Genomic DNA, 24949 nt, shown 5'->3' with positions numbered 1-24949 from the left:
CAAAGACGGTCAGGCTCGACCGTGGAGCGACACGAAGCGGTCAGATCAGACCGTGTTCGGTCAGGTACTCCAGCTGTGCCCGTACCGAGAGTTCCGCGGCGGGCCACAGGGACCGGTCGACGTCCGCGTAGACGTGGGCGACCACGTCGCCCGGAGTGCGGTAGCCGTTCTCGACGGCCGTCTCGACCTGGGCGAGCCGGTGGGCGCGGTGCGCGAGGTAGAACTCGACGGCGCCCTGGGCGTCCTCCAGAACGGGGCCGTGGCCGGGCAGGACGGTGTGGACGCCGTCGTCGACCGTGAGGGATCTGAGGCGGCGCAGGGAGTCGAGGTAGTCACCGAGACGCCCGTCGGGGTGGGCCACCACCGTCGTGCCGCGCCCGAGGACGGTGTCACCGGTCAGGACGGCCCGGTCGGCCGGGATGTGGAAGCAGAGCGAGTCGGCGGTGTGGCCGGGGGTCGGGACGACACGGAGTTCGAGGCCGCCGAGCGAGACGACGTCGCCCGCGCCCAGTCCTTCGTCGCCGAGCCGCAGCGCCGGGTCCAGGGCCCGCACGTTCGTCCCGGTCAGCTCGGCGAAGCGGGCGGCGCCCTCCGCGTGGTCGGGGTGCCCGTGCGTGAGCAGGGTCAGCGCGATGCGTCGGCCGGCCTTCTCGGCGGTGTCGACGACGTTGCGCAGATGAGCGTCGTCCAGTGGACCGGGGTCGATCACGACGGCGAGTTCGGAGTCCGGTTCGGAGACGATCCAGGTGTTGGTGCCGTCCAGCGTCATCACGGAGGCGTTCGGCGCGAGCACGTTGACGGCGCGCGCGGTGGCGGGGCCGGACAGGACACCGCCCCTGGGCTGGCCGGGAAGGGCTGCTGCGTCGGTCATGCGGAGGTGCCTTCCAGCGGGACGGTGGGAGTGTCACGGTGTCGGTCGCGTGCCGGTACGGCGTCCCGGCGGCCGCGCGGCGCTGCGGGGCACATGGGCGGAGGCCCGGGTGGCCTGGCGCCCGAGCGGCCCGGGAGGGCTGTCGCCGACGGGAGGGCCATCGTCTGCGGGAGGGCTGTCGCCACGGTCATGTGGGGTCTCCGGCGGCCGGAACACGCTTGGTGAACTCGTCGTGGCCCGGCCAGGAGAGGACCACGTCGTCGTTCTCCAGGCGGGCCCGGGCGAGGACAGGTGTCAGGTCGCGTGCGGGTGCGGCGGCGAGCGCGGCGGCGGCCGAGTCGTACTCCGCGAGTCCGCGCAGGGTCGCGATGGTGGGCGGCATCATCATCAGCTCGCCCTTGTCATAGCCGTCCGCCGCGTCCCGGGGGCGGATCCACACCGTGCGGTCGGCCTCCGTGGAGGCGTTGCGGGTGCGCTGGCCCTGGGGGAGGGCCGCCACGAAGAACCAGGTGTCGTAGCGGCGGGCCTCGAACTCGGGGGTGATCCAGCGCGCCCAGGCGCCGAGGAGATCGGAGCGCAGGACCAGTCCCCGGCGCTCCAGGAACTCGGCGAAGGACAGCTCCCTCGCGGCCACCGCCGCGCGGTCGGCCTCCCAGTCGTCGCCCGTGGTGTCGTCGATCACGGTGTCGGGGCTGGACCCGGCGAGCAGGACGCCCGCCTCCTCGTACGTCTCCCGGACGGCCGCGCAGACGATCGCCTGCGCGTCGTTCTCGTCGACGCCGAGCCGGGACGCCCACCACGCGCGCGTGGGGCCCGCCCAGCGGATGTGCCGGTCGTCGTCGCGCGGGTCCACGCCGCCGCCCGGATACGCGTACGCGCCCCCGGCGAAGGCCATGGAGGCGCGTCTGCGCAGCATGTGCACGACCGGAGTGTCGGCCGTGTCCTTGAGCAGCATGACGGTGGCGGCCCGCCTGGGGATCGCCGGTGTCAGCGTGCCGGCCGCCAGTGCGCGGATACGGTCCGGCCACTCGGCTGGGTACCACTGCCCGTTTGCCATGGGCGGAGGCTAACTCGTCACGGGCTGATGTTCGAGTGAGCCTCCGCGATCCTGGCGGGGCTACGCGGTGGTCAGCTCCACCTGGAGCTCCACCTCGACCGGCGCGTCCAGCGGCAGGACCGCCACGCCGACGGCGCTGCGCGCGTGGACACCCTTGTCGCCGAAGACGGCACCCAGGAGTTCACTCGCGCCGTTCAGCACGGCGGGCTGGCCGGTGAAGTCGGAGGCCGAGGCCACGAAGCCGACGACCTTCACCACGCGCGCGACGCGGTCCAGGTCGCCCGCCACCGACTTGACGGCGGCGAGGGCGTTCAGCGCGCAGGTACGGGCGAGTTCCTTGGCCTCCTCGGGGGTGACCTCGGCGCCGACCTTGCCGGTGACGGGCAGCTTGCCGTCCACCATGGGCAGCTGCCCGGCGGTGTAGACGTACACCCCGCTGCGCACGGCCGGCTGGTAGGCGGCGAGCGGCGGGACGACCTCGGGCAGCCTCAGCCCGAGTTCCGCGAGCTTCGCCTCGACGGCGCTCACGGCTTGGGCCGCTTCAGGTAGGCCACCAGCTGCTCGGGGTTGTTCGGCCCGGGCACGACCTGGACGAGCTCCCAGCCGTCCTCGCCCCAGGTGTCCAGAATCTGCTTCGTGGCGTGGACGAGCAGCGGCACGGTTGCGTATTCCCACTTGGTCATGTGGCCGACTTTATCCGCTGCCCGGCCGGCGTCCGGCACGGGTTCCGTCGCCGTCCGGGCACGGGTCGCGCGGGGGCCGACAGACGGCTGGGGCACAAGTTGTCCACAGCCTCCCGCGTATGCCGCGTGCGGACTGGTTAGGCTCGAATACGTGAGCAGGCTCCAGGTCGTCAGTGGCAAGGGCGGGACCGGAAAGACCACGGTCGCCGCCGCACTCGCGCTCGCCCTCGCGACCGAGGGGAAGCGCACCCTCCTGGTCGAGGTCGAGGGCAGACAGGGCATCGCACAGCTCTTCGAGGCGGAGGCACTGCCGTACGAGGAGCGGAAGATCGCGGTGGCCCCCGGGGGCGGGGAGGTGTACGCGCTGGCCATCGACCCCGAACTGGCCCTGTTGGACTACCTCCAGATGTTCTACAAGCTCGGCGGGGCCGGCCGGGCGCTGAAGAAGCTCGGCGCCATCGACTTCGCGACCACCATCGCGCCCGGTCTCCGGGACGTGCTGCTGACGGGCAAGGCCTGCGAGGCGGTGCGCCGCAAGGAGAAGAGCGGGCGGTTCACGTACGACTACGTGGTCATGGACGCGCCGCCCACCGGGCGCATCACCCGCTTCCTGAACGTCAACGACGAGGTGGCGGGTCTCGCGAAGATCGGCCCGATACACAATCAGGCACAGGCGGTGATGCGCGTCCTGAAGTCGCCCGAGACGGCCGTGCATCTGGTGACGCTCCTGGAGGAGATGCCCGTCCAGGAGACGGCGGACGGCATCGCCGAGCTGCGGGCCGCGAAGCTGCCGGTGGGACGGATCATCGTCAACATGGTGCGGCCCGAGGTGCTGGACGCCGAGGAGCTGGAGTTCGCGCGCGCGGTGCCGCGTACGGCCGTCGCCAAGTCCCTGTCCACTGCGGGCCTCGGCGGCGCGCGGCGCGGCGGCAACGCCGAGCGGCTGGTGGAGCCGCTGCTCGCCCAGGCCGAGGAGTACGCCGAGCGGTACACGCTGGAGCACGAACAGCGGGGCGTCCTGGCCGAGCTGGGCCTGCCGCTGCACGAACTGCCGCTGCTCGCCGAGGGCATGGACCTCGCGGGCCTGTACGAACTCGCCACGGAACTGCGTCAGCAAGGGATCTCATGACTCCGGACCCGGCCGCCGCACGCGACGCGGCGCACGCCCACGCATCGGACCCCACCCACGCGCCGTCCCAGGCGCCCGACGGACATCGCGTGATCCACTCGACCCGGCCCCTGGCCGTCGATCCCCTGCTGGACGACCCGGGCACCCGCATCGTGGTGTGCTGCGGCGCCGGCGGTGTGGGCAAGACGACCACGGCGGCGGCGCTCGGGCTGCGGGCCGCCGAGCGCGGCCGCAAGGTGGTCGTGCTGACCATCGACCCGGCCAGGCGGCTCGCCCAGTCGATGGGCATCGACTCGCTGGACAACACCCCGCGCCGGGTGAAGGGCGTCGACGGGGACGGCGAACTGCACGCCATGATGCTCGACATGAAGCGCACCTTCGACGAGATCGTCGAGGCGCACGCGGACCCCGACCGGGCGTCCGCGATCCTGAACAACCCCTTCTACCAGTCGCTCTCGGCGGGCTTCGCGGGCACGCAGGAGTACATGGCGATGGAGAAGCTGGGCCAGCTCCGGGCCCGTGACGAGTGGGACCTGATCATCGTCGACACCCCGCCGTCCCGTTCGGCGCTGGACTTCCTGGACGCGCCGAAGCGGCTGGGCTCGTTCCTCGACGGCAAGCTGATCCGGCTGCTGCTGGCACCCGCGAAGGTCGGCGGGCGGGCCGGGATGAAGTTCCTGAACGTCGGCATGTCGATGATGACGGGCGTCCTGGGCAAGCTGCTCGGCGGCCAACTGCTCAAGGACGTGCAGACGTTCGTGGCCGCCATGGATTCCATGTTCGGCGGCTTCCGTACGCGTGCCGACGCCACGTACAAGCTGCTCCAGGCGCCCGGCACGGCCTTCCTGGTGGTGGCGGCGCCGGAGCGGGACGCGCTGCGTGAGGCGGCGTACTTCGTGGAGCGGTTGGCGGCCGAGGACATGCCGCTGGCGGGGCTGGTACTCAACCGTGTCCATGGCAGCGGCGCGGCCCAGCTGTCCGCCGAGCGCGCGCTCGCCGCCGCGGAAAATCTTGACGACCCCCGCATTGTGGATCAGATGGACGGGAAAGCAGTTCGTAACTCTCCCGACACGTACGACAGTTCAGCCAGCCCAGCCAGTCCAGTCGGTTCGGACAGTCCAGCCAGTCCAGTGACTTCGGACACTCCAGCCAGTCCGGCCAGTTCGGACTCTCCCGCAACGACCGGATCCCAGGACGGCTCCCCCGCCCCGGATCTGACGGTGGAACAACTCACGGCCGACCTGCTGAGGCTGCATGCCGAGCGGATGCGTCTGCTCTCGCGCGAGCAGCGCACGCGTGACCGCTTCACCGCACTTCATCCCGAGGTGGCCGTGGCCGAAGTGGCCGCGCTCCCCGGCGATGTCCACGACCTGGCGGGTCTGCGGGACATCGGGGACCGGCTCGCGGCCATAAGGCCGGAACTGCCCACCTCCGACGACTGACTGGTGACCGCCCGAGTGACGGAAGGCCGTTGAGCCGTCCGTGGCCCGAAAGCCGATCCATGTCTCGGGGCACCCGAGAGCCGGCACACCTGCCCGACGCGCCGACACCTCAAGGGCGCCCTCGACCGACGTGACCCGGAAGGGGCCTCGCCCTCAGCTCACCGCCGCGTAGTTCTCGTACATCTCGTCGTCGTCGAGCGGCAGAATCCCCGCGCCACGCTCGTACTCCGTGCGCGCGGTCTCCAGGAGCCGGCGCCATGAAGTGACAGTGGGTCGCCTGCGCAGCAGTGCGCGGCGCTCGCGCTCCGTCATTCCTCCCCACACGCCGAACTCGACGCGGTTGTCCAACGCGTCCGCCAGGCACTCCGTCCGCACCGGGCATCCGGTGCACACCGCCTTGGCCCTGTTCTGCGCTGCTCCTTGAACGAACAGTTCATCCGGATCGGTAGTGCGGCAGGCAGCCTGCGCACTCCAGTCGGTTACCCAGCCCATACCGGCGCCGTCCTCTCCCGAATCGAGGCTCCCCCACGGCGGCAGCGGCATATTCACCGCCGCCAGTTGAGGACGTTACGGAAGGTGGGCACAGCGCAACACCCCCTTCGGGCCCAATCTTGAATGGCCCGAACGGACTATGCGTAAGCGGCAGATCACCCGCGGGAGTGACCTGAGGACATACGTGACTATCCCGTCATAGCGGGACAGTTGACATGCGTCACAACGGACACCGAATGACACACGAGGTGGATTCGGACACGGCACCGGAAAAAAATCGGAAGAACGTCAGAACGATTCGGGCTCGCTGGACGTACTTGATACAAGGGCCTGTGGCTGTGACAGTTGAGAGCAGCTTAGGCCAACGCCTGCGCGCGTGTCCGGCGAATGAGAACGTAGACAACCGCTCATGTTCTCTTCGCGCCCCGGCGTCGGCCGCGTCGTGGGAACAGATGTCACGATCCGGCACCCGTACCCCGCCGGACCCACCTGCTCCTTCGGAACGGTCATCGGTACGGATTAGGCTGCCTCCATGCCAAACAAGCGCTCGGGTGGTGGTCTGTCCGCCACGCAGCAGGCCGCCAAGTTCCTAGGTGTCAGCGTGCTCGCCGGTGCCGTCATGGCGGGCATCGCGCTGCCCGCGGTCGGCGCCCTGGGGCTGGCGGCCAAGGGGTCCGTCGAGGGGTTCGACGAGCTCCCCGCCAACCTCAAGCAGCCACCGCTGAGCCAGCGCACGACGATCCTCGACAGCAAGGGCGACTCGATCGCCACGGTGTACAGCCGCGACCGTACGGTGGTCGATCTCAAGGAGATCTCGCCGTACATGCAGCAGGCGATCATCGCCATCGAGGACGCCCGGTTCTACCAGCACGGCGCGGTCGACCTGAAGGGCGTCCTGCGCGCGCTGAACCGCAACGCGCGGGAGGGCGGCGTCGCCCAGGGCGCGTCCACGCTGACGCAGCAGCTGGTGAAGAACGTGGCGGTGGAGGAGGCCGGTGACGACCCGACGCTGGTCGCCCAGGCCACCCAGCAGACCCTCGGCCGGAAGATCAACGAGCTGAAGAAGGCGATCCAGCTCGAGGAGGAACTCAGCAAGAAGAAGATCCTCGAGAACTACCTGAACATCACGTTCTTCGGCCAGCAGGCCTACGGCGTCGAGGCCGCCTCCCAGCGCTACTTCTCCAAGTCCGCCAAGGACCTGGACGTCGAGGAGGCCGCGCTCCTCGCCGGCATCGTGCAGTCGCCCAGCCGGTACGACCCGGTGAACGACCCGCAGGAGGCCACCAAGCGGCGCAACACCGTGCTGCAGCGCATGGCCGATGTCGGCGACATCTCGCAGACGGACGCCGACAAGGCCAAGGAGAAGCCGCTCGGCCTCGACATCAGCAAGCCGAAGAACGGCTGCATCACCGCCGTGAAGGGCGCGGGCTTCTTCTGCGACTACGTCCGCGAGATCTTCCTCAACGACCCGATCTTCGGCAAGACCAAGGAGAAGCGGGCCAAGATCTGGAACCAGGGCGGTCTGACGATCCAGACGACGATGGACCCGAAGGCCCAGAAGTCGGTCCAGGCCTCCATCAAGAAGCACGTCTACCAGAAGGACGAGGTCGCCACCGCCGCCACGATCGTGGAGCCCGGCACCGGCAAGATCCTCGCCATGGGCCAGTCGAGGCCGTACGGCCTCGACACCAAGAAGAACGAGACGTCGATCAACCTCTCGGTCGACGAGTCGATGGGTGGCGGAGCGGGCTACCAGCCCGGTTCGACGTTCAAGCCGATCGTCGCCGCGGCGGCCATCGAGGACGGCATGTCCCCGGGGAAGATCTACTCCGCGCCGTACCAGATGGCGTACCCGAGCCCGATCTCCACCTGCGACGGCGGCACCTGGCGCAACGGCACCGGCAGCAGCGCCGCGAAGCTCGAGAACGAGAGCGCGAGCGAGGTCGGCCCGTACTCGATGGAGAAGGCGACCGCGCTGTCGGTCAACACCTACTTCGTGCAGATGATCGCGGACATCGGCATCTGCCCGGTGACGAAGATGGCCAAGCAGATGGGTGTGGAGCGGGCCGACGGCCGCAAGATCGACCAGGCCCCGTCGATCGCGCTCGGCACGCAGGAGATGTCCCCGCTGACCATGGCGAACGCGTACGCCACCTTCGCCGTGCGCGGCATGTACTGCACGCCGGTCGCCATCGATTCGATCACCCAGCGGATCGGGGACAAGTCGAAGTCGCTGGAGGTTCCGAAGTCGACGTGTTCGCGTGCCATGTCGGAGAAGACGGCCGACACGATCAACACCCTGCTGGAGGGCGTGGTCGAGGACGGTACGGGCAGGGAGGCCGGCCTCGGCAGCAGCCGCCCCAGCGCCGGTAAGACCGGTACGACCGACTTCCGGTACGCGGCCTGGTTCGTGGGCTACACCCCGAACATGGCCGGTGCGGTCTGGGTCGGCGACCCCGCGCACAAGCGCCGCATGGTGAACATCACCATCGGCGGCGAACGGTACGCCAAGGTCTTCGGTGGCCGAGTCCCCGGTCCGATCTGGCGCGACATGATGTCCGGCGCGCTGGAGGGCAAGCCGACCCCCGACTTCAACCGCGTCTTCATCCCCGACGAGCGGCCGGACCGCGACCGCGGGGACGACGACAACGGCAATGGGAACGGCAACGGAAACGGGAACGGGAACGGCGACGACAACGGCAACGGTGACGGCCGCGGCGACGACGACGGCTTCACCGGCGGCACCGACGGCGGGACGACGTTCCCCAACCCGGGTTTCAGCATCCCGGAGAACTGGGTCCAGGGTCAGTCCAACGCCGGGAACAACGGGAACGGCAACGGCGGCTTCGGGTGACGGGGCGCACGCGGACTGAGGCTGGGGTCAGCTGACGGCCGTGGTGGTGAACGGGTAGGCAGAAACGGCGGTGGGGGCGTCCCTGAGGAAGGGGCGCACCCACCGCTGTCGTGTGTGTGGGGTGGGCTGGAGGAAGCGCCTTGGGCCGGGCCGGGTGGGCGGGGGCGCTGCCCACGGTTCCGGTGGGCTGAGGGGGTCGGCCGGAGGGGGCCGGTGGGCCGGGCGGTCGACCGGAGCAGGCTGGTGGCCCGGGCGGTCGACCGGAGCAGGCTGGTGGCCCGGGCGGTCGACCGGAGCAGGCTGGTGGCCCGGGCGGTCGACCGGAGCAGGCTGGTGGCCCGGGCGGTCAGCCTGAGCCAGAGGGCCGGGTGGGGCCGACCGAGCGCCGGTGGGTCGGGCGGACGCTGGAGGGTCGAGCGGACGCCGGAGGATTGGGCGAACGCCGGAAGGCCGAGCAGGCGCCGGAAGAAGCGACGGACGCCGGTGAGGCGGGCGGGAGTTAGCAGACCCGGCGGGCCCGACGGGATGTCGGCGGGCCCGACCGTTGTAACCGGCGGGCCGGCGTGAGCCGGTAAGGTGATCAGCCGCCCGCGAGCTGCTGCTTGACGATGGCGGCGACGCGGCCGCCCTCGGCGAGCCCGGCCACCTTCGGGTTGACGATCTTCATGACCTGGCCCATCGCGCGCGGCCCTTCGGCACCGGCGGCCCGCACCTCCTCGACGGCTTGGACGACGATCTGCCGCAGCTCCTCGTCGGACAGCTGCTTGGGCAGGTACTCGGCGAGCAGCTCGCCCTCCGCCTTCTCCCGCTCGGCCGACTCGGTCCGACCACCCTGGGCGAAGGCCTCGGCGGCCTCACGGCGCTTCTTCGCCTCCTTGGTGATCACCTTGAGCACCTCGTCGTCGGAGAGCTCACGCTTCTCCTTGCCCGCGACCTCTTCCTTCGTGATCGCGGTGAGGGTCAGCCGGAGCGTCGAGGAGCGGAGCTCGTCGCGCTCCTTGATGGCGGCGTTGAGGTCTTCCTGCAGCTTCGACTTGAGCGTGGTCATGGCGTCGATTGTCGCAGGTGTGGCGCGAGAAGCGCGCCTCGTTTTCGCTGGTGTGTGCGGATCGGGTGCGGTAGCCGGAGTGGGTTGTCCACAGGGCGAGTTGACGATCGGTGACACTCGGCGGTGGTGGGCGAGGTTATCCACAGGCGGGCGCTCGGGCTCGGCGGTGTCTGACACGATGGACACATGCGAGCGCGATACGGAGTACCTCTGGGGATCGCGGCGGTCGGTGCCGCCGGTGTGGTGTACGCGGCGGGTTTCGAGGCCCGCTCCTTCCGACTGCGGCGGGTGACGGTGCCGGTGCTGCCACCGGGCATGCGGCCGCTGCGCATACTCCAGGTGTCCGACATCCACATGGTGAGCGGGCAGCGCAAGAAGCAGCGTTGGCTGCGGTCCCTGGCCGGGCTGCGCCCCGACTTCGTGATCAACACCGGGGACAACCTCTCCGACCCCGAGGGCGTCCCCGAGGTGCTGGACGCGCTGGGCCCGCTGATGGAGTTCCCCGGCGCCTACGTCTTCGGCTCCAACGACTACTACGGCCCTAAGCTGCGCAACCCCGCGCGCTACCTCCTGGAGAAGGTCCAGGGCCGACACGGTCTGAACGGCAACAAGCCGGTGGTGGGCGCCATCCACAACCCGTGGGAGGACCTGCGGGACGGCTTCGACGGGGCGGGCTGGCTCAACCTCACCAACACCCGCGGCACGCTGAAGATCGAGGGCATGTCGGTCGAGCTGACCGGCCTGGACGACCCGCACATCAAGCGGGACCGGTACGCGCGGGTGGCCGGTGGTCCGTCGGACTCCGCCGACCTCTCCCTCGGCGTCGTCCACGCCCCCTACCTCCGCAGCCTCGACGCCTTCACCGCCGACGGATACCCCCTCATCCTCGCCGGCCACACCCACGGCGGACAGCTCTGCGTCCCCTTCTACGGCGCCCTCGTCACCAACTGCGATCTCGACACGGACCGCGTCAAGGGTCTCTCCACCCACACGGCCGACGGACACACCGCCTACATGCACGTCTCCGCCGGCTGCGGCACGAACCGCTACACCCCGGTGAGGTTCGCGTGTCCGCCGGAGGCTTCGCTGCTGACGTTGGTGGGACGGGAGGGGTAGGCCGGGCCTGAGTCGCACAGCAAAGGGACCGCCGGTCGGGGCCTGACGTGCCGAACACCTCCGCACCTGACGCCACCCGTACGGATCGCCCCGGATAGCCCGTTTGGTCCGGTCGACTTAGCGTGAGCGCATGACCGCACCGATACCCAGGGACATCCCCGACCTGCCCGCGATCTCGGGCATGCCCGCTCCGGTGACGTCCGTCGTCCCCGCGACGGCTGTGGTGGCACCGTCACGACGCCCCCTCGCGGGGACGTACCGCGCCCTGGTCGCACTGGCGGCGGCCGCGGCCGTGGTGACCGAGATGGTGCTGGGCAGCCCGCTGCGCGCGCTCAGCCACTTCGCGGTCCAGAGCACGGTCCTGGTCGCGCTGGTCTTCGCCGCCTCGGCCCGCCGCGACTGGTCGGCCCGCCGCCCCCTGCCCTCCGCGGTGACGGGCGGCACGGTCCTCTACGCCGTGATCACGGCGTCGGTGTACCACGTGCTCCTGGCGAACGACCCGGTGACGTTCTCCATGACGATGACGTCGACGGGCTCCCCGGTCACCCCCACCGGCTGGCTGGCCCTGACCAACCTCGCCTTCCACACGGTGGTCCCGCTCGCGGTGGTGGCAGACTGGCTGCTGCTGACCCGCCCGTCCCCGCCGCGCCTGATCCAGGCGGCGTCCTGGCTGCTCTACCCGATGGTGTACCTGGCGTGCACGCTCGGCCGTGCGGCCCTGGTGACCACCGACTGGCCGGCCCCGTACCTCTACCCGTTCCTGGACGTCGACCGCCACGGCTACAGGGGCGCCCTCGGCAACACCCTCCTCCTGGGCCTCGCCTTCTGCGCCGTCGCCCTCCTCATCGTCGTCGTCGACCACCTCCGCCCCGACCCGGTACACCCCCGCCGAGGACGCCCCGACCGCCCTGACCGCCACCCCGAAAACCGGATTTCGTCTCCGGCCACCGGTGGGCTAAAGTAAACGACGTCGCCGCGACAAGCAGCGACAATCGGGGTGTAGCGCAGCTTGGCAGCGCGCTTCGTTCGGGACGAAGAGGTCGTGGGTTCAAATCCCGCCACCCCGACAGCTAAGTAGCAGGTCAGAGGCTCCTAGGAAATTTCCTAGGAGCCTCTGACGTTACTGCGTGACTAACTGCGTGACTATCGATCCGTGAGTGCTTGCCGCGTGCCTACGACGCCGGCGAGGCGGCTCCAAAGATGCCGTCCATGACCACGGCGCCAGTCTGGATCACGGGCCGGATCTGCTTACGGTAGACCTCCTCGGTGACGGCGGTACCTGAGTGCCCGACGAGCCGCGAGATCTCCTCCAGCGGGACGCCCCGGTCGGAGAGCAGGGACACGAAGCTGTGCCGGAGCTCCCGAGGTGTCCACTCGTCGGCGTTGACCCCGTCGATGCCCTTGAGCGCCTGGCGGAAGGCGCGGCGGACGTTGGCCGCGTCGAGGGGCTTGCCGACGGCCGAGGAGAAGACGAGTCCGTGTTCCTCCCACTTCTCGTCAGCGGCGAGCCGGTCCCAGCCCTGATCTTCGAATTGCTGCCAGAGGGCTTCGACGCAGCGCGCCGGCAGGGCGAGCGTGCGCCGGGACTTCCGGGTCTTGGTGTCCCCGGTCCGCCGGACCGAGCGCCATACGGCGATGTGCGGAGGCTGCGGCGGGTTGGCTTCGGGACGTCCTTTCAGGAAGACGTGATCCCAGGTGAGGGCCCGCAGCTCCTCGGTGCGGGCACCGGTCAACAGGGCGAGGACGATGTACGCGTACATCGAGGTTCCTTCGGCGCCCTTGAGCACAGCCTCTGCCTGAGCGAAGGTGAGCGCCTTGGACGGACGTCCCGCCTGCCCCTGGGGGACCGAGCAGAGTTCGACGACGTTGCGCTTCACCTTGTCTCGCGCCATGGCCCGTTTGACCGCGCGGTTCAGGCAAGAGTGGAGCGACTGGAGGGTACGCGTGCTGAGGGTCTTCGCCTTGGTGGCAAGCCAGCGGTCTACGTCCTCCGCGCTGAGGTCACGGAGCTTGCGGGCCCCGAGCGACGGGATGACGTGCTTCTGGCTCAGGAACGTGCAGGTCTCGACCGTGCTGGGGTCGACGTCCACTAGGCCGTACGTGAGCCAGTCCGTCACGGCGTCCTTGACCGTGTAGTTGGTGGGCGCGATCGCGAGACCGTCCTCATGGTCCCGCAACACCTCCTTGAGCTTGTTCTTCGCCTCAGTCTTGGTCTTGCCACTCCCCCGCTTGACGATCCGCTTGCCGCTCGGATCGAAACCGAGGTTCGCCGTAGCGATCCACCGGTGCCGCTTCTCGTCCCAGTGCAGGCCGCCGTCACCACGGCTTCGACGCTTGGACATCAGGCCGCACGCTCCATCTGTCCCTCGATGAAAGCGCCCAGAGCGGAGGCAGGGATACGCCGACACCGGCCGATGGTCACCGAGGGGAGCCGACGCGTACGGATGAGGTCGTACACCTTGGACCGCCCGAGTCTCAGACGGGCCATCACCTCAGCGACGGTGAGGAGTTCGTCATCACGCATGGTCGGGATCTCCTTGTACGTCGAGGGAAATGGGACGTGAAGACGCGAAGAGGGCTTCCGCATCAGTGAGGCCAGTGCCGGCGAACCGCCAGTGCGAGAGGACGAGAACCGTGTCCGGGTCGGGGAGCGGGTGGCCTGCTTCGGCAGCGCGTGCGCGGGTGAGGGCTTCGTTGTGGTCGGCGCGTTCCTGACGGAGGGCGCCGAGGGTGACGGAGTAAGCGCGGGACTTGGTGGAGAAGTGGCCGCGGAAGCCGAGCATGTGGGCCCACTTGCGCAGGCGCAGCTCTTCGAGTTCCGGGCGTGCGCCGAGGTGCCAGCAGGTGAGGATGAGCTGTCGGGCGTGGTCGGTGACGCCGGAGCCGATCAGGTCGGTGATCGGGTTGCGAATGGGGCGGTCGAGGGTGCCGGCCGTTTCGGCGCCCTTGGTCGCGTACTTCGCGATGTACGAGGCGACGGCGCGGCTGGAGAGTTCTGAGGTACCCGCGAAGTCGGCTGAGCGAATGGGGCGGATGTCGAGCTGTTTGCCGAAGCAGAAGGCGTAGGTGTGTCCGTCGAGGACCGGCCCAGGGGTCTCGGCGAGGCGGGCCGCCGTGCGGATTGCGTCGGTGAGGAGTTCGGTCGTGGCCCAGGCGGGTGGGGTGTCTTCGGCGCCCTCGGGGCCGTCGAGGCGGATGACGGCGTGGAAGTGGACGGCGCCGCGTTGCTGGTACTCGGCGACCTTGGCGTACGAGACCTTGAGGCTGTCGCGGAGTTCCGAGCGGGTGAGGCCCGCGCGGGCGGCGAGTTGTTGGCGCAGGTAGGTGGTGAAGCGGGCCCAGAGGGCTCCGGCGTGGGCGTTCCAGAGGACGGCGGCGCGGTAGTCGTAGCGGTCGGGGTCGAGGGGTGTGCCGAGTGCGGGGTCGTCGTCGGAGTGGAGTCGGCCGCAGCGGCACCGGCCGCCGCCGGGGCGGTTGTGCACGGGGCCGAAGGAGGGGGCGGTGAAGGTGGCGAAGACGCGGGGGTGTTGGGCGACGGCGGGGCCGATGCCCTTGCCGCCGCTCAGTCCGGCCGTGACGAGGTGGAACGTGTCCTTGCGGTACACCTCTCGGCACAGGTGGCGCACCGGGTGGCCCGGCGGTTGTTGCAGCGGATGAGGAGCTGTCCGGCCGGAAGGTCCGAGTCGGTGATCTCCCGGACAATCTCGCCCGTGGCGGCGTGGACGTCGAGCCGGTGACCCTCCATCCGTACGGGCCGCTCGCAGCCGCCGAGGCGCTGGATCTGTCGTGCGTAGGCGCCGAGGTCGCCGTATCGGGCGAGGGAGGCCAGGTGGCGGATGGCTCCGAGGGGAGCCGGGGGGTGCATATGCGGGTTCCTCCTGCCAGGTGACGAGGGTTATGCGCGCCCACCGCCCACACCGTCCAGGGGGCTAGACAGCGTGGGCAGGCTGAACGCAGGTGGAGCCGTTGAGTCAGCGGCGGGTGAGGAGCGAGCGGATGACGACGGCACAGACCGCGGTCGAGGTGGCCGTGACGGCGACGGCGAGGAGCATGGAGACGAGGACCGCGCCGACGACCAGGACCACGGCGGTACCGCCGCCGACGAGGGCGAGTGCGGTCCCGGGGGTGAGCTGGATAGCGGGCCGGGAGGGGGCCGGAGCGGCGGCGGGAGCCAGCTGCGGGACATGGGCGGCGGAGGTGACGGTGGCCGGCTCGACGACTGCGGGCGAGGTGACCAGGCCCGTCGGCTGAGGCATGGTCGGGATCTTCGGCTGGAACATGAGCGGGTCTCCTTCTCGGTTACTTGACGAGGGAGTTGATGACGGGGGCGAGGAGGCTGTCTGCGATGAGGTAGCCGCCGAGGAGCAGCACGGCGATGAGCCACCAGGGCGGGCGGATGAGCTTGACGCCCAGGACCCCGACGCAGAGCAGGGCGAGCCAGAGCGGTACGTCCATAGGGTTGGTCTCCTGTCGGGTCAGGGCGAGCAACGGTGGGTGCGGGCGGCGAGTTCGGCGGCGGCGCGGGAGTCGTACTCGGCGGAGAAGTCGCAGCGGGGCGCGGTGCAGGCGGCCAGGTGGCGGTTCTTGCCGCGCTCGACGAAGGAGGCGACGTTCACGGGGCCGATACGGCGGACGTTGCGGAAGCGGCGATTCATGGCGGGTCCCTTCGTCAGAGGTGGGCGGCGACGGATGCCGTCATGGACGGGGGCAGGCCGAGTCGGGCGCGTACGGCGTCGGGGTCGGGCGGGTGGCCGGTGGCCGAGTGGTGTTCGTCGGCCAGGACGCGGACGCGGTCGACGAGGGCGGGAGGCAGCGCGACGGCGGGTACGGGTGTCGGGGCGCGGTCGAGGGTGGGGTCAACCGGTTCGGCCGTTGTGGCCGGTTCCTTGGTTGTGGGCTCAGGGGCGGGCGTGGGGGCCGGGACTGTCGACGGTTCCGGGAGCGCGTCTCGGTCTGCCATGTCGACAGCGGCCGGAGCGGAGGGCGGTTCGTCGTGCGGGCCTCTCGTCGACGAGGTCGGGGCCGCTGGTGCTTCCTGGGGGTGGTTGGGGGTGTGGGCGAGGAGCGTCCCGCCGAAGAAGGCGACGGCCGGCCAGCCCGCGACGACGACGCGGAGCCAGGCGGGGACGTGGTCGAGGTCAAGGAGTCCGGCGGTGGCGACGTTGGCGCCGAGGGATGCGGCGAGGGCGACGAGGAACCACAGGCGTGGGGCCCCGGCCGGTTGTCCGTCCCGCTGTTGTTCGCGCATCTTCCGCCAGGCGGCGACCAGGAGGAGGTCAACGCTGATGGGGTAGGCCCATGCCTTCCAGCCGCCTTGCCCGGCCGCTTCGGCGAGGTCGTGGAGGTGGGAGAAGGACAGGGCGCCCGCGATGACGGCTTGGATGATCACAGCGTCCAGGCGGGCCAGTTGGGCGCGCATCGGCTCGTCTCCTTCCGGTTTTCGGCATGGGAGGGGTAGGGACCTTGGCGTGAGGCGGTCACGCCGACCGGGGAGGTGCAGTGCGGCTACTCGGCGACCGGCCGTGCGGCGGGTGCGGTAGCGGGGGACGGCGTCGACTCGATGGGCGTCGCCGCGACGGCGGGCCGGAAGGCGGCGAGCCGGGGCAGGTCCGGGACGAGGCCGGAGGTGTCGCGGCAGATTGCCGCTGCTTCGTCGAGAGTGAGGTGGGGAGAGCGGACGCGGGACCAGCCGCCGGAGGCGTCGCCGACAACCGCGATGCCGGGGCGTTCGGCCGGGATGGACGTGGCGGCCAAGGCCGCTTCGGGGGCGATGTCAGCGAGCGCCATGTTCGCCGAAGTCTCGTCGTTGACGCGGTGACAGACACGGCCGGTGAGCTGAGCGCGGAGCATGGTGGCGCCCTTGCCGAGTTCGGAGCCGAAGCGCTGCCCGCAGACTTCCAGGTAGATGCCGGCCGCGCGGCCGAGCTGGGCGAGGCGGATGAGCTTGGTGACCATGGCGTCGCGTCGTTTCTCGTCGTCGCGGCTCGCGGCGAGGAAGAGTTCCGCGACCTCGTCGACGACGACCACGACCGGCACCGGCCGCACTTCGTCCGGCAGCCCCCACACGTCGGAGGTGAGCACGGCGTCAGGACCGGCCACGCTCGACAGGCCAATAAGCCGGAACCGCGCCTCCATCTCCTCCAGCAGAGCGTCAAGGATGTCGTTCGCACGGTCCGAGGTGTCGGCGAGGGCCGACAGCCGGGGCGCGAACGGCGCCAGTTCGACACCCCACTTGCAGTCGATGCCGACGAGGGCGACCGGTTGCCGGGCCAGTCCGCACAGCAGGTTGCGCAGGTACACGGACTTGCCGGACTGCGTGGCACCGAGGATCAGTTCGTGCGGCACGGTGCGGAAGTCCCGTACGTGCCAGTGCCCGTCTTCACGCAGCGCCAGCGGGAGGGTGAGCGGTCCACTCCCCCGCCAGCGGCGGGCAGGGCGTACGTCGGAGAGCACGTCCCAGCCGATCAGGCGCAGTTCGAGCCGTCCCGGCTTGGTGGGGCGGATGTGCACGGCGTGCGCACCCCAGGCATGCCGTAGCCGGTCGGCCGAGGCGGTGAAGTCTTCGGGCGCCTGCCCGGCCGCCATGCGCAACTGCATCACGAGGCCGGACCCGGTAGGACGTGGAAGCGACCGCCGGGGCGGCACCGGGGCCGCTTCCCGCCCGATCATCCGGGCCGTGGCCCGACGGACGGCCGAAGCCGGAACCGTCAGGCCGCAGGCGTCCATGGTCGCCCGGTACGAGGTGAGCACGCGCAGGGCGATGACCGGGTACCCGATGAGCCACCAGAACAGGACCGGCGTCCGTCGACGCATTATGAGCAGCGCGGCCAGTGCCAGCAGCACCAGGATCAGTGTCCAGACGGAATCGGTCATGGCGTTCAGCCCTGCACCGAAGCCGGAGCGTTGACCATGACGGCGTCGGCCCGGTAGGCGATGCCGTGGCGGGCGCGGCCGCCGAACTCGCTCTCCCAGGGCCGGGCCACCAGGCCGGACAGGACGACCGGGGCGCCCATGACCAGACCCTCACCGATGCCCGGCTCAGGCACCGTCACCTTGATCATGTCGGAACCGCCCGACGCGATGAACACCAGCTCCAGCACCATGAGCCGGGCGTTGGTCACCGGGTCCATGGCGATCTCACCGGTCTGGCGGTCCTTGACCTTGGTCTCGGGCAGCTTGGTGACCAGCAGCGTCGCGGCGGAAGTATCGACGGGGATGACACGCATTCTTTGAACCTCACTTGGTTGGTGGCGCCTTCCTCGACGCCGAACCGGTCTGGATACCCCCCTAGACAGCAAGGGGCTAACCCACCCGAACTGTCTAGGGGGGTTGACGCCAACGGTAGCCCGACGATCCATCATCTGTCTAGGGGGGTATACGAGGAGGGTTGCGACCGGACCCGAACGGCCCTACGTCAGCACCCAGTGAAGGGCCGTCGCATCGTCCTGAGCCTTGCCACGCGGCCAGCGCCGACCGTGCGGGTCCCCGGCCTCAGCGTCCCGGACCCTGCGAATCAACTCGTCCGTCCCTGACGTGTTGAGGATGTCCAACACGGTTGCCCAGTCGGCGAGTTCGAAGCGGTCCACGAGTCGCGTGGCCCCGTCGCTCAGCAGACTCACGGAGGCGAGGGAGTCGAGCGGCACGGACCCGGTCAGTGCGTGCTCAGCCGCCTGGGGGTCGGGGCCGGCGATCCAGAAGCCGCCCGGGCGGTTACGTAGACCGGTCAGCGTGTCGCGGTACTCGGCCAGTGCGGCAGCGTGCTCGGGTGAGCCGGTGGGATGTGCGTCGACCGGGCCCCGAAGGGACTTGCCGACCTCGTCCAGGCGCCGGTCAGTGACGACCGTGCAGCCCCCGCCCTTCTCGTCGAGCAGCAGGGAGGAGTCACCCAGGACCAGGTACTCAAGCTCCTTGTCACCGGCCCGGACCGCCACGACCGTGCTGGTCGGACTCGCCCGGTAGGTCAGGTCGCAGCTGTCGCCGTGCAGGGCTCGAACCGAGGCGATGGAGTCGGCCAAGCAGTCGGCGAGGGGGCGGCGCGGATCCGCGGTGACGGCTCGCAGCAACAGCGCGCCCAGGGTCCCGGAGAACCACGCGATGCTGTGCACGCATCCGGTCTCCGCCCCCGCCACCCCGGCTCCGTCGAGGAGGACGGCAGCACCGGGAGCGACGGCGGCGAAGTCCTCGTTCTCCTGGCCTGGTTCGGAGGGGAGGGAGCCGAGGGCGACTCTCACGCCCCGCTCTCCTCGTCGTGCAGGTACAGCGGGCAGACCAGCTCTACGGACTGCGGCTCGCTGGTCTCGGGGTCGTACTCGACTCCGACCAGCGTGGAGAACCGGCGCTCCCCCACCTGCCCCCACAGGGCATTGAGATCCGACGCCAGCAACTGGACAGCCCCGAGGGAGCCTTGGGTGTGGATACCGGCGATGGCGAGCACCGACCCCTTGCCGTCCGGGCGGGGCAGCCGGCCAAGGTATCCCACGTCGTGCGGTCGAGCCGGATCACCGTCCTGCCCGGAGCGGTGAACGGTGCCAGTTCGCCGGTCCAGGAGCGTCCAGGGTTCGCCGTCCTCGTGCTGCCAGCTGAGAACCGGGTCTTGGGCGTACAGCTCGCGCATGTCCTCGGACATACCCGGACCACAGACAACGATCAGACCGTCCCGGTTGAGGTTGACCTCACCGCTCACGAGCACGTTGCCGGTGGCCACATCGAGGCTGTACGACTTCGCCAGGTCCTCAAGACGCTTGCCCGAGTTCATGTCGTCCATCGCGACGACCGTGCGCTTCTTCACGTCGTCCGCCCGCAGCGGAGTGACCACCGTGACGGTGCCCGCACCGAAGAAGGCACCTTCGGGGGCCGGGCCCGTGTGACGGATCTGGTGAATCCGACCACGGCTCAGGCCAGCCTTCTCGGCGATCTGCGCGTACGAGAGCCCTTGCGCATGGAGGTCCTGAACCACGCGCCGGCGAAGCCGCGCCAGCTCTGTCACCTCCTGCTGAGCGTCTGCCAACCGGGTCGTGACCTCACGCAGGAGCAGGTACGGATCATCAATCGACATGATCCGCCGCAACTCGTCCGACATGCCTTCACCTCCTAGGACTCCTCCGAAGTCTAGGCCCCTAGACAGAAAAGGCGGAAGCAGACGGCCCGAGAGAGCGCCGATCACGTAGAAGCCGGATCTGCGCCGAGGGACACCCCGAGGGCTCACCCGCCACCACCAACGAGGCAGCGGACGGCGGGAGCCAGGCCGACTCCCATCAGGCACCGTCCCCGACCAGGTCGGCCCACACGGCGCGCCCGCTCGGGACATCCTTCACGCCCCAGTCCTTTGCGCAGGCCGAGACGAGCCACAAGCCGCGACCGCCGTTGTCTTGACTGACCACGTCGCACACTTCGGGGACGTTGTCGCCGCCCTGGTCGACCACTTCGAGTCGCACGCCGTCCGCCCGGAAGGCCACGACCACGAGGAACCAGCCGCCTGCCGAGCCGCTGAGGGTGTGCCGGACGGCATTGGTCGCCAGTTCGCTCACGACCAGGACGGCGTCATCGGCGACGCCCCGTTCCTGGAGGAGGGCGGCGACGAAGTGACGAGCTTCGACTACCTGATCCGGCAGTCCGGGGAAGGCGCGGCACCACTTGGTGAACATGGGAAGACTCCTTGTCTAGAGGGCTAGACAGCACAGGAGGCAGAGTATTCCCCAAGCGAACCAACAACCAAGGCATCAATAGGAATTATTCCTCTATGGAGTGACGGCGTCCGCCAGACCGCGAAACTCCTTCATCACCCGCAACAGCAGTTCCCGCATCTCACCACCGAAGACGGCCGCACCCTCGAAGGACCCGAACACTTCCTCGTACGAGGCGACTTCATCCGCATCGTGCGAGACCCGCTCATCCCGGAACGCCTCCACGACGACCGCACTCCGGTCGCACAGAGTGAAGCCATGCCGAGGCATGACCGGCACCGGCCGATCCCACGGGATGACTCCGAGCTGCACGGTGGTCAGACTCTCGACAGCGAGCAGACGGTCAAGCTGGGCGAGCATGAGCGACGGGGTTCCGGGCCAGGTCCGCAACACGCCCTCGGTTACGACGAATACGGACTCACGTCCCGGCTCGTAGAGAACGCTCTGCCGCTCCACCCGGGCGGCGACGGCGCGGCCGACGGACTCGGGGTCAGCATCGGGAGCACTCGCGAAGACGTGACGGGCGTACTCGGCACTCTGAAGCATGGCCGGCAGCACCACACACTGAAACGACCGCACGAGCTGGGCCCCGCGGATCGCACCATCCAGGACGGCACCGGCAAGCGCATCCGGCTCGGCATGCGGAGCCGTGTCAACTGCCGCTTCCACAGCGGCCAGGAGCTCCCGCACCTCACCCGAGGTCGGCTCGTCGAGCCCCAGGGCCCGGGAGAGCCGGTCGAGGACATCGGAGCTGGGGACCATCCGCCCGGTCTCGACCTTGGACACCGTTGGTTGCCCAACACCGGCTCGCTGCGCCAAAACTGCACCCGTCAGACCGGCATCCGCCCGCAAGGCACGAAGACGCGCCCCAAGCGCAGCCATCCGCTCTCGCCGCTCACTCCCCATACCCAGGGTTCTACACCACGAGGGCCCAGCATCCAGCGCAGGAGCCCCGACCAAGATCAACTAGCCGCCAGTAGCGTGTGATTCAAACTTTCTCTACTGGTTCAAGGCGGCTCGCTCCGCTCCCCGCGCGCGGCCCGGCCCCCGGCCGGGCCTGCGCTCCAGTCTCCGCCCCGCTCCAGCCCGGCCGGCGCCCGCGCCGCACTCATGGCAATCAGCCGCCTGACGCCATAACGAGGCTGCATCATCGCGGGAGGGACTCTGTCAGCCGGGGTCTCGAAGATGACAGCAGGTGGCGTGACACTGAAAAGATGGTCCGCCTACAGCAATAGATGCGTAGGACCTATTGACCCCCGTTTATCGACTATTCTCGCGAGAAAACTGCCACAACCGAGAGTCTCACATTCTTGGTAATGCCACCCTCTTCACTTACCCCGACATCCTCGATTTGCCTGTCGTCGTCTTCTCGCCGAGTATAGATTGAGTGGAGTTCCACTTCATCGATATTCCATGCTTGAGCTACAGCTCGAATAATGACGCCTGCCATCGAGTTCGATGCTACAACATTTTCATTGCGAAAGTGTCCAGCCCAATCGTAAAAAACAAAATCGCGCCCATTGTATGGGCCACGACCTCCACTCAAGACCGAGGCGTATCCTGGATCCATAAGGATAACGTTTTCTCGAAGGCTGTGCTGACCTGCATTCCGTCTGCAGTAATTAGACCAGGCGGCATCTTGCAACAGAATAACGCGAGAAAGTCTTTCGCAGTGTTCTACCAGTTTTTCATATGTCACCTCACCGGCTACCGTTTCAGCTACTGGCATGTTTCCCGGCTCAGCATGAAGCGACACCAAACTAGCGCTGGTGTTTTGAATTTGGTGATCCCATGAAGGATGCCACAGCTTAGCCTGCTCGGTGGCCCAAGTAGAAAAATCTTGTGCAGATATAACGGGAATCGCAACATCGCGTGCTGCCCGGAGCGTCGTACCAACTACGAGACCTGCAAAACCTTGCAAACCTGTTTTGGCGCGCACGCCTCCGACCACAACTGGAGCATCAATAGAAAGCCATTCAGTTCCTCTGACGTCATCCGAGTCGGGATACTCGTGGAAGTCGGTGACACTAATAGTGGGAGCGACGGCCATCCGCGCCACCATTTCCCCCTGAGGCGAGTAAACAGGTTTCAGGTCGCCATTGATCGCCTCCTTATATCTATCGCGCACGCTTGATTTACGGTCTGCATACAGCCGATCAATAAGCTGGTCTCGTTCGAGAAGTTTCCAGTCATCTGCCTCTACAGCGAGAACGCGCTCCCCAACTTCGTTCACCACGTAGAGGTTTACATCCAACGCAGGGCAAAGCCAAGCGCAATACTGCGCCAGAGTCAGCGGGCGACCGGATCCGTTTCTACTAGAATCGACGGTCAAAATTTCGGCCAGCTCCGTATTTAGTAGCACTCTAACTTCGGTACCACCCGCCATTAGCTGCTCATGAACTTCGGCATTCCTCAACATGGGACGTCCGGTCAGCCCGTTAGCGAACTCAAGTACCATTGTCTCGCTCGCGGCAGCGTCGTAGCGTCGAGTAATTACGTTGACCGAGCGACCAATCATGAATACGGAAAAGAAACCAATACCATACTGTCCCGTAGGGCGAAATCCAGATGACAAAAGACCCGGGAGATCTCGTCGCGAGTTAGGGGAGTCCCAATAAGACGTGCCGAAGTTCAGCAACGCGTTCGTTAGGACGTTCTTTGACATGCCAAGACCTGTGTCGTGAACATGGAGCCAAGTCCCGTGCGTGTCATCACTTAGCGACACGGTAACGTCCCCAGTAATTTCCCAGGGGCGCGCTCCGGATGCAACGAGTAGAGATTTTTTGGCCCGCACAGCGTCAGTAGCATTACTGATCAATTCACGAATGGGAGCAGATGGATCATTACCGTACAGTTCTGCGCCCCCTAGGCGACGGACGAGAGTAATTACATCCGTAGCCTTAATCGTGGCGTCGATCGGGTGCCAGCCATCGGTCCGAATGTTCCGGGACAGCTCCTCCAGGTCACTAATGCCTAATACGCCTCGCGCAGAAAACCGACTCCTTCCTGAGTCCGAAAGAATGTTATCGGCTGCGGTAAGTTCGTGATGCAGGGTTGAGAGCGCGTCGTGGCAAACCCACCAGGCTTCGGATTCATCCCGACCAAATGGGCTCAAGCTGGTGTAAGACAATCGATCATCATGGATACGCGGCTTCTGAAGCTTGTCCTGGAAAACCCAATGCGGCATAGATGCGACGCCTGGCCTCCGTACTGCACGCAAGAAGGCAGGCGCCCTGCGGGAATCCAAATGACTGGCATCTGCGCATCGGAGAATACACGCAAGCGCGAGAGGGTCTACTTCCCACGAACTAGGCATACTCGCCCGCGCGCCAATTCTCACACCGAATTCCTGACGCAACATTTTTGAAGGCCACCAATGGCTCGCAGCGATGCGACCGGCTAGGTGTCCATATTGGTTGCGTAGCTCAGCGTCTTCCAGCAGATAGAATGATTCGCCGGTAGCTGTGTCTTTGTATGGAGCCAAGGGAATACGTGCAGCGTAGTCAGCATGCGTCTCTCGGAGGTAACGCGAGACCGCTCGGGATTCAACCCTGGGATCCGGCTCAACAAGTTCATCGGGTGAAGGATAAGAACCATTCTCCGCCCGATACTCTGACGTCAAGATATCCAACCACCGCACGTCTTCCCTTATCTGCTCAATTCCTCCTGGAATGGCCGCCATCCCATTTGCTAGATCATGCGCAAGGAAGGCAATACCCAGGACGTAGACCTCGGCGGGGTTTAGCACGTACTCAGGTCCGCAAACTAGCTCGGCATACTCCCAGAGTGCGTCGATATGGGATATGTCGTGCTGTGTTAGATCTGCAGAATCGCGACTAATTTCTGCAGCGATCAGTGCAGCTCTTTTGCGGCTACTTCTGAACTGCTCTGCAAGTTGCGCCGCCTCACTCTGTGCCTGCACCCCGGTCTGTTCACTGAAGAATCTCCAAAATCGAGTCTCCTCGTAATTCATCGCTTGACCTCCGATTCGGTGATTACCGGTCCGGTTTCATCATTAATCTGGATAGCAGCTCAGAAGCGAAGAGGTGCAGCCATCATATTGCCCCCTCGCTACATCATTTTATTCCAGGCAGAATGAGAAGCCCGCAAAGCGCCCACATCAATATCACGGAAAAAATAATGAAGAGAACTATATAGGTTTCATGCCAGCGCAATAGGTTGCCGGGACGAGGTCGCTTACGGAAGCCAGGCCCTACCAATTCATCTGTTATATCGCACTCTTCGTTTCGATAGTCAAGCCAAGCGGTTACCCCTACCACAATCAACGTCGCTGTGAACGCGGCAACCATTGTGGTCAGCACCAGTAACCCAATCACTCCGGACCGTGCAGTGTCCGGCGCCAATTCCCACTTTCGGTAACCGACGAAGAGTGCCAGGGCCGCGCCGACCAGCGCCGTAGCGAGCGTCTGGTAAATGGCCAGGAATCGATGGGCATTCTCGTTCACTGCTTGGATCTGTTGCAGTATGTATCGGTAGCGCTCCAATGCGAACTGATCGCGAAGCGCACCCGTTTCCGGTGAATTCGACTCCGATTCAGTCATAACCCCCACCCT

General features: G+C 67.5%; 25 protein-coding genes, 1 tRNA gene and 1 pseudogene. 6 read left to right on the top strand and 21 right to left on the bottom strand.

Annotated features, from left to right (window positions below):
* Positions 1-40: 40 nt before the first annotated feature.
* The 4 genes from L3078_RS26110 to L3078_RS26095 all read right to left on the bottom strand — a co-directional run bounded on the left by L3078_RS26110 (position 41) and on the right by L3078_RS26095 (position 2611).
* Complete coding sequence (locus L3078_RS26110) at positions 41-871, bottom strand: MBL fold metallo-hydrolase (RefSeq protein WP_239756368.1); 831 nt, start codon at positions 869-871, stop codon at positions 41-43.
* 187 nt (positions 872-1058) lie between these two features.
* Entirely contained in the window at positions 1059-1928 is an 870-nt protein-coding gene (locus tag L3078_RS26105) for an NUDIX hydrolase (RefSeq protein ID WP_239756367.1), read from the bottom strand.
* Between the two features lie 60 nt (positions 1929-1988).
* Entirely contained in the window at positions 1989-2456 is a 468-nt protein-coding gene (locus L3078_RS26100; protein ID WP_239756366.1) for a RidA family protein, read from the bottom strand.
* Positions 2453-2611, bottom strand: coding sequence for a Sp36 family protein (locus L3078_RS26095; protein ID WP_086785308.1), 159 nt, complete (start codon positions 2609-2611; stop codon positions 2453-2455). Before L3078_RS26095 ends, L3078_RS26100 begins: the two co-directional genes overlap by 4 nt.
* A gap of 151 nt (positions 2612-2762) precedes the next feature.
* Between L3078_RS26095 and bagA the strand changes: the two genes are divergently transcribed.
* Both bagA and bagB read left to right on the top strand, forming a co-directional pair.
* Positions 2763-3740, top strand: coding sequence for an ATPase BagA (gene bagA / locus L3078_RS26085; protein WP_275593169.1), 978 nt, complete (start codon positions 2763-2765; stop codon positions 3738-3740).
* Positions 3737-5182 (top strand): ATPase BagB, encoded by a 1446-nt coding sequence (gene bagB / locus L3078_RS26080; protein ID WP_239756365.1) that lies wholly within the window; start codon positions 3737-3739, stop codon positions 5180-5182. The genes bagA and bagB overlap by 4 nt, the downstream gene beginning before the upstream one ends.
* Positions 5183-5335: 153 nt before the next feature.
* Here the strand turns inward: bagB and wblA are convergent, their stop codons facing one another.
* Positions 5336-5674 (bottom strand): transcriptional regulator WblA, encoded by a 339-nt coding sequence (gene wblA / locus L3078_RS26075; protein WP_033524587.1) that lies wholly within the window; start codon positions 5672-5674, stop codon positions 5336-5338.
* A gap of 532 nt (positions 5675-6206) precedes the next feature.
* On the opposite strand from wblA, the gene L3078_RS26070 reads away from it, so the two are divergent.
* A complete protein-coding gene (locus L3078_RS26070) occupies positions 6207-8528 on the top strand; it encodes a transglycosylase domain-containing protein (RefSeq protein WP_239756364.1) in 2322 nt (773 codons plus the stop codon).
* Positions 8529-9108: 580 nt separating this feature from the next.
* Here L3078_RS26070 and L3078_RS26065 read toward each other — a convergent pair.
* Positions 9109-9576, bottom strand: coding sequence for a GatB/YqeY domain-containing protein (locus tag L3078_RS26065; protein ID WP_033524585.1), 468 nt, complete (start codon positions 9574-9576; stop codon positions 9109-9111).
* A gap of 186 nt (positions 9577-9762) precedes the next feature.
* Between L3078_RS26065 and L3078_RS26060 the strand changes: the two genes are divergently transcribed.
* The 3 genes from L3078_RS26060 (at position 9763) to L3078_RS26050 (ending at position 11759) form a co-directional block, all read left to right on the top strand.
* Entirely contained in the window at positions 9763-10692 is a 930-nt protein-coding gene (locus L3078_RS26060; protein ID WP_239756363.1) for a metallophosphoesterase, read from the top strand.
* A 130-nt stretch (positions 10693-10822) separates the two neighbouring features.
* Entirely contained in the window at positions 10823-11656 is an 834-nt protein-coding gene (locus L3078_RS26055) for a Pr6Pr family membrane protein (RefSeq protein WP_239756362.1), read from the top strand.
* Positions 11657-11685: 29 nt separating this feature from the next.
* Positions 11686-11759 (top strand) — tRNA-Pro (locus tag L3078_RS26050).
* A gap of 105 nt (positions 11760-11864) precedes the next feature.
* On the opposite strand, the gene L3078_RS26045 is transcribed toward L3078_RS26050, so the two are convergent.
* From L3078_RS26045 to L3078_RS25975, 15 genes and pseudogenes are all read right to left on the bottom strand, one after another.
* Entirely contained in the window at positions 11865-13034 is a 1170-nt protein-coding gene (locus L3078_RS26045) for a site-specific integrase (protein WP_239756361.1), read from the bottom strand.
* The gene (locus tag L3078_RS26040) at positions 13034-13216 is read right to left on the bottom strand and encodes a helix-turn-helix domain-containing protein (protein WP_239756360.1); all 183 of its coding nucleotides are present in this window, start codon (positions 13214-13216) and stop codon (positions 13034-13036) included. Before L3078_RS26040 ends, L3078_RS26045 begins: the two co-directional genes overlap by 1 nt.
* A pseudogene (locus tag L3078_RS26035) lies at positions 13209-14557 on the bottom strand (replication initiator). The gene L3078_RS26040 and the pseudogene L3078_RS26035 overlap by 8 nt, the downstream one beginning before the upstream one ends.
* 106 nt (positions 14558-14663) lie before the next feature.
* A complete protein-coding gene (locus L3078_RS26030; protein WP_239756359.1) occupies positions 14664-14972 on the bottom strand; it encodes a SpdD-like protein in 309 nt (102 codons plus the stop codon).
* Positions 14973-14991: 19 nt separating this feature from the next.
* The gene (locus L3078_RS26025; RefSeq protein WP_097249362.1) at positions 14992-15147 is read right to left on the bottom strand and encodes a hypothetical protein; all 156 of its coding nucleotides are present in this window, start codon (positions 15145-15147) and stop codon (positions 14992-14994) included.
* Between the two features lie 20 nt (positions 15148-15167).
* Positions 15168-15347 carry a mobile element transfer protein gene (locus L3078_RS26020; protein ID WP_037728579.1) on the bottom strand — a complete coding sequence of 60 codons (180 nt, stop codon included), beginning with the start codon at positions 15345-15347 and terminating at the stop codon, positions 15168-15170.
* Positions 15348-15361: 14 nt separating this feature from the next.
* On the bottom strand, positions 15362-16111 hold the full coding sequence (locus L3078_RS26015) for a DUF2637 domain-containing protein (protein WP_239756358.1): 750 nt from the start codon (positions 16109-16111) through the stop codon (positions 15362-15364).
* Between the two features lie 86 nt (positions 16112-16197).
* Complete coding sequence (locus L3078_RS26010; RefSeq protein ID WP_239756357.1) at positions 16198-17565, bottom strand: FtsK/SpoIIIE domain-containing protein; 1368 nt, start codon at positions 17563-17565, stop codon at positions 16198-16200.
* Between the two features lie 5 nt (positions 17566-17570).
* Positions 17571-17918: an SCO3933 family regulatory protein gene (locus L3078_RS26005; protein WP_060880825.1), complete on the bottom strand. Its 348-nt coding sequence runs from the start codon at positions 17916-17918 to the stop codon at positions 17571-17573.
* A 183-nt stretch (positions 17919-18101) separates the two neighbouring features.
* Entirely contained in the window at positions 18102-18923 is an 822-nt protein-coding gene (locus L3078_RS26000; RefSeq protein ID WP_239756356.1) for an integrase, read from the bottom strand.
* On the bottom strand, positions 18920-19771 hold the full coding sequence (locus L3078_RS25995; RefSeq protein WP_239756355.1) for a sigma factor-like helix-turn-helix DNA-binding protein: 852 nt from the start codon (positions 19769-19771) through the stop codon (positions 18920-18922). Before L3078_RS25995 ends, L3078_RS26000 begins: the two co-directional genes overlap by 4 nt.
* Positions 19772-19946: 175 nt before the next feature.
* Positions 19947-20336 carry an ATP-binding protein gene (locus tag L3078_RS25990; RefSeq protein ID WP_239756354.1) on the bottom strand — a complete coding sequence of 130 codons (390 nt, stop codon included), beginning with the start codon at positions 20334-20336 and terminating at the stop codon, positions 19947-19949.
* 93 nt (positions 20337-20429) lie between these two features.
* Positions 20430-21281: a helix-turn-helix domain-containing protein gene (locus L3078_RS25985; protein ID WP_239756353.1), complete on the bottom strand. Its 852-nt coding sequence runs from the start codon at positions 21279-21281 to the stop codon at positions 20430-20432.
* Positions 21282-21642: 361 nt separating this feature from the next.
* Entirely contained in the window at positions 21643-24348 is a 2706-nt protein-coding gene (locus L3078_RS25980; protein WP_239756352.1) for an HD domain-containing protein, read from the bottom strand.
* 103 nt (positions 24349-24451) lie between these two features.
* Positions 24452-24937 (bottom strand): hypothetical protein, encoded by a 486-nt coding sequence (locus L3078_RS25975; RefSeq protein ID WP_239756351.1) that lies wholly within the window; start codon positions 24935-24937, stop codon positions 24452-24454.
* Between the last annotated feature and the right edge of the window lie 12 nt (positions 24938-24949).

It is taken from the genome of Streptomyces deccanensis (genome assembly GCF_022385335.1).
Lineage (GTDB): Bacteria > Actinomycetota > Actinomycetes > Streptomycetales > Streptomycetaceae > Streptomyces > Streptomyces deccanensis.
The sequence above is the reverse complement of the archived record's forward strand: the minus strand, read 5'-3'. Positions and strand labels throughout refer to the sequence as shown.

Coding starts and splice junctions, on each gene's coding strand:
- L3078_RS26110 (WP_239756368.1), bottom strand. CDS start 871: ATGACCGACGCAGCAGCCCTTCCCGGCCAGCCCAGGGGCGGTGTCCTG.
- L3078_RS26105 (WP_239756367.1), bottom strand. CDS start 1,928: ATGGCAAACGGGCAGTGGTACCCAGCCGAGTGGCCGGACCGTATCCGC.
- L3078_RS26095 (WP_086785308.1), bottom strand. CDS start 2,611: ATGACCAAGTGGGAATACGCAACCGTGCCGCTGCTCGTCCACGCCACG.
- bagB (WP_239756365.1), top strand. CDS start 3,737: ATGACTCCGGACCCGGCCGCCGCACGCGACGCGGCGCACGCCCACGCA.
- wblA (WP_033524587.1), bottom strand. CDS start 5,674: ATGGGCTGGGTAACCGACTGGAGTGCGCAGGCTGCCTGCCGCACTACC.
- L3078_RS26070 (WP_239756364.1), top strand. CDS start 6,207: ATGCCAAACAAGCGCTCGGGTGGTGGTCTGTCCGCCACGCAGCAGGCC.
- L3078_RS26065 (WP_033524585.1), bottom strand. CDS start 9,576: ATGACCACGCTCAAGTCGAAGCTGCAGGAAGACCTCAACGCCGCCATC.
- L3078_RS26060 (WP_239756363.1), top strand. CDS start 9,763: ATGCGAGCGCGATACGGAGTACCTCTGGGGATCGCGGCGGTCGGTGCC.
- L3078_RS26055 (WP_239756362.1), top strand. CDS start 10,823: ATGACCGCACCGATACCCAGGGACATCCCCGACCTGCCCGCGATCTCG.
- L3078_RS26045 (WP_239756361.1), bottom strand. CDS start 13,034: ATGTCCAAGCGTCGAAGCCGTGGTGACGGCGGCCTGCACTGGGACGAG.
- L3078_RS26040 (WP_239756360.1), bottom strand. CDS start 13,216: ATGCGTGATGACGAACTCCTCACCGTCGCTGAGGTGATGGCCCGTCTG.
- L3078_RS26030 (WP_239756359.1), bottom strand. CDS start 14,972: ATGTTCCAGCCGAAGATCCCGACCATGCCTCAGCCGACGGGCCTGGTC.
- L3078_RS26025 (WP_097249362.1), bottom strand. CDS start 15,147: ATGGACGTACCGCTCTGGCTCGCCCTGCTCTGCGTCGGGGTCCTGGGC.
- L3078_RS26020 (WP_037728579.1), bottom strand. CDS start 15,347: ATGAATCGCCGCTTCCGCAACGTCCGCCGTATCGGCCCCGTGAACGTC.
- L3078_RS26015 (WP_239756358.1), bottom strand. CDS start 16,111: ATGCGCGCCCAACTGGCCCGCCTGGACGCTGTGATCATCCAAGCCGTC.
- L3078_RS26010 (WP_239756357.1), bottom strand. CDS start 17,565: ATGACCGATTCCGTCTGGACACTGATCCTGGTGCTGCTGGCACTGGCC.
- L3078_RS26005 (WP_060880825.1), bottom strand. CDS start 17,918: ATGCGTGTCATCCCCGTCGATACTTCCGCCGCGACGCTGCTGGTCACC.
- L3078_RS25995 (WP_239756355.1), bottom strand. CDS start 19,771: ATGTCGGACGAGTTGCGGCGGATCATGTCGATTGATGATCCGTACCTG.
- L3078_RS25990 (WP_239756354.1), bottom strand. CDS start 20,336: ATGTTCACCAAGTGGTGCCGCGCCTTCCCCGGACTGCCGGATCAGGTA.
- L3078_RS25985 (WP_239756353.1), bottom strand. CDS start 21,281: ATGGGGAGTGAGCGGCGAGAGCGGATGGCTGCGCTTGGGGCGCGTCTT.
- L3078_RS25980 (WP_239756352.1), bottom strand. CDS start 24,348: ATGAATTACGAGGAGACTCGATTTTGGAGATTCTTCAGTGAACAGACC.
- L3078_RS25975 (WP_239756351.1), bottom strand. CDS start 24,937: ATGACTGAATCGGAGTCGAATTCACCGGAAACGGGTGCGCTTCGCGAT.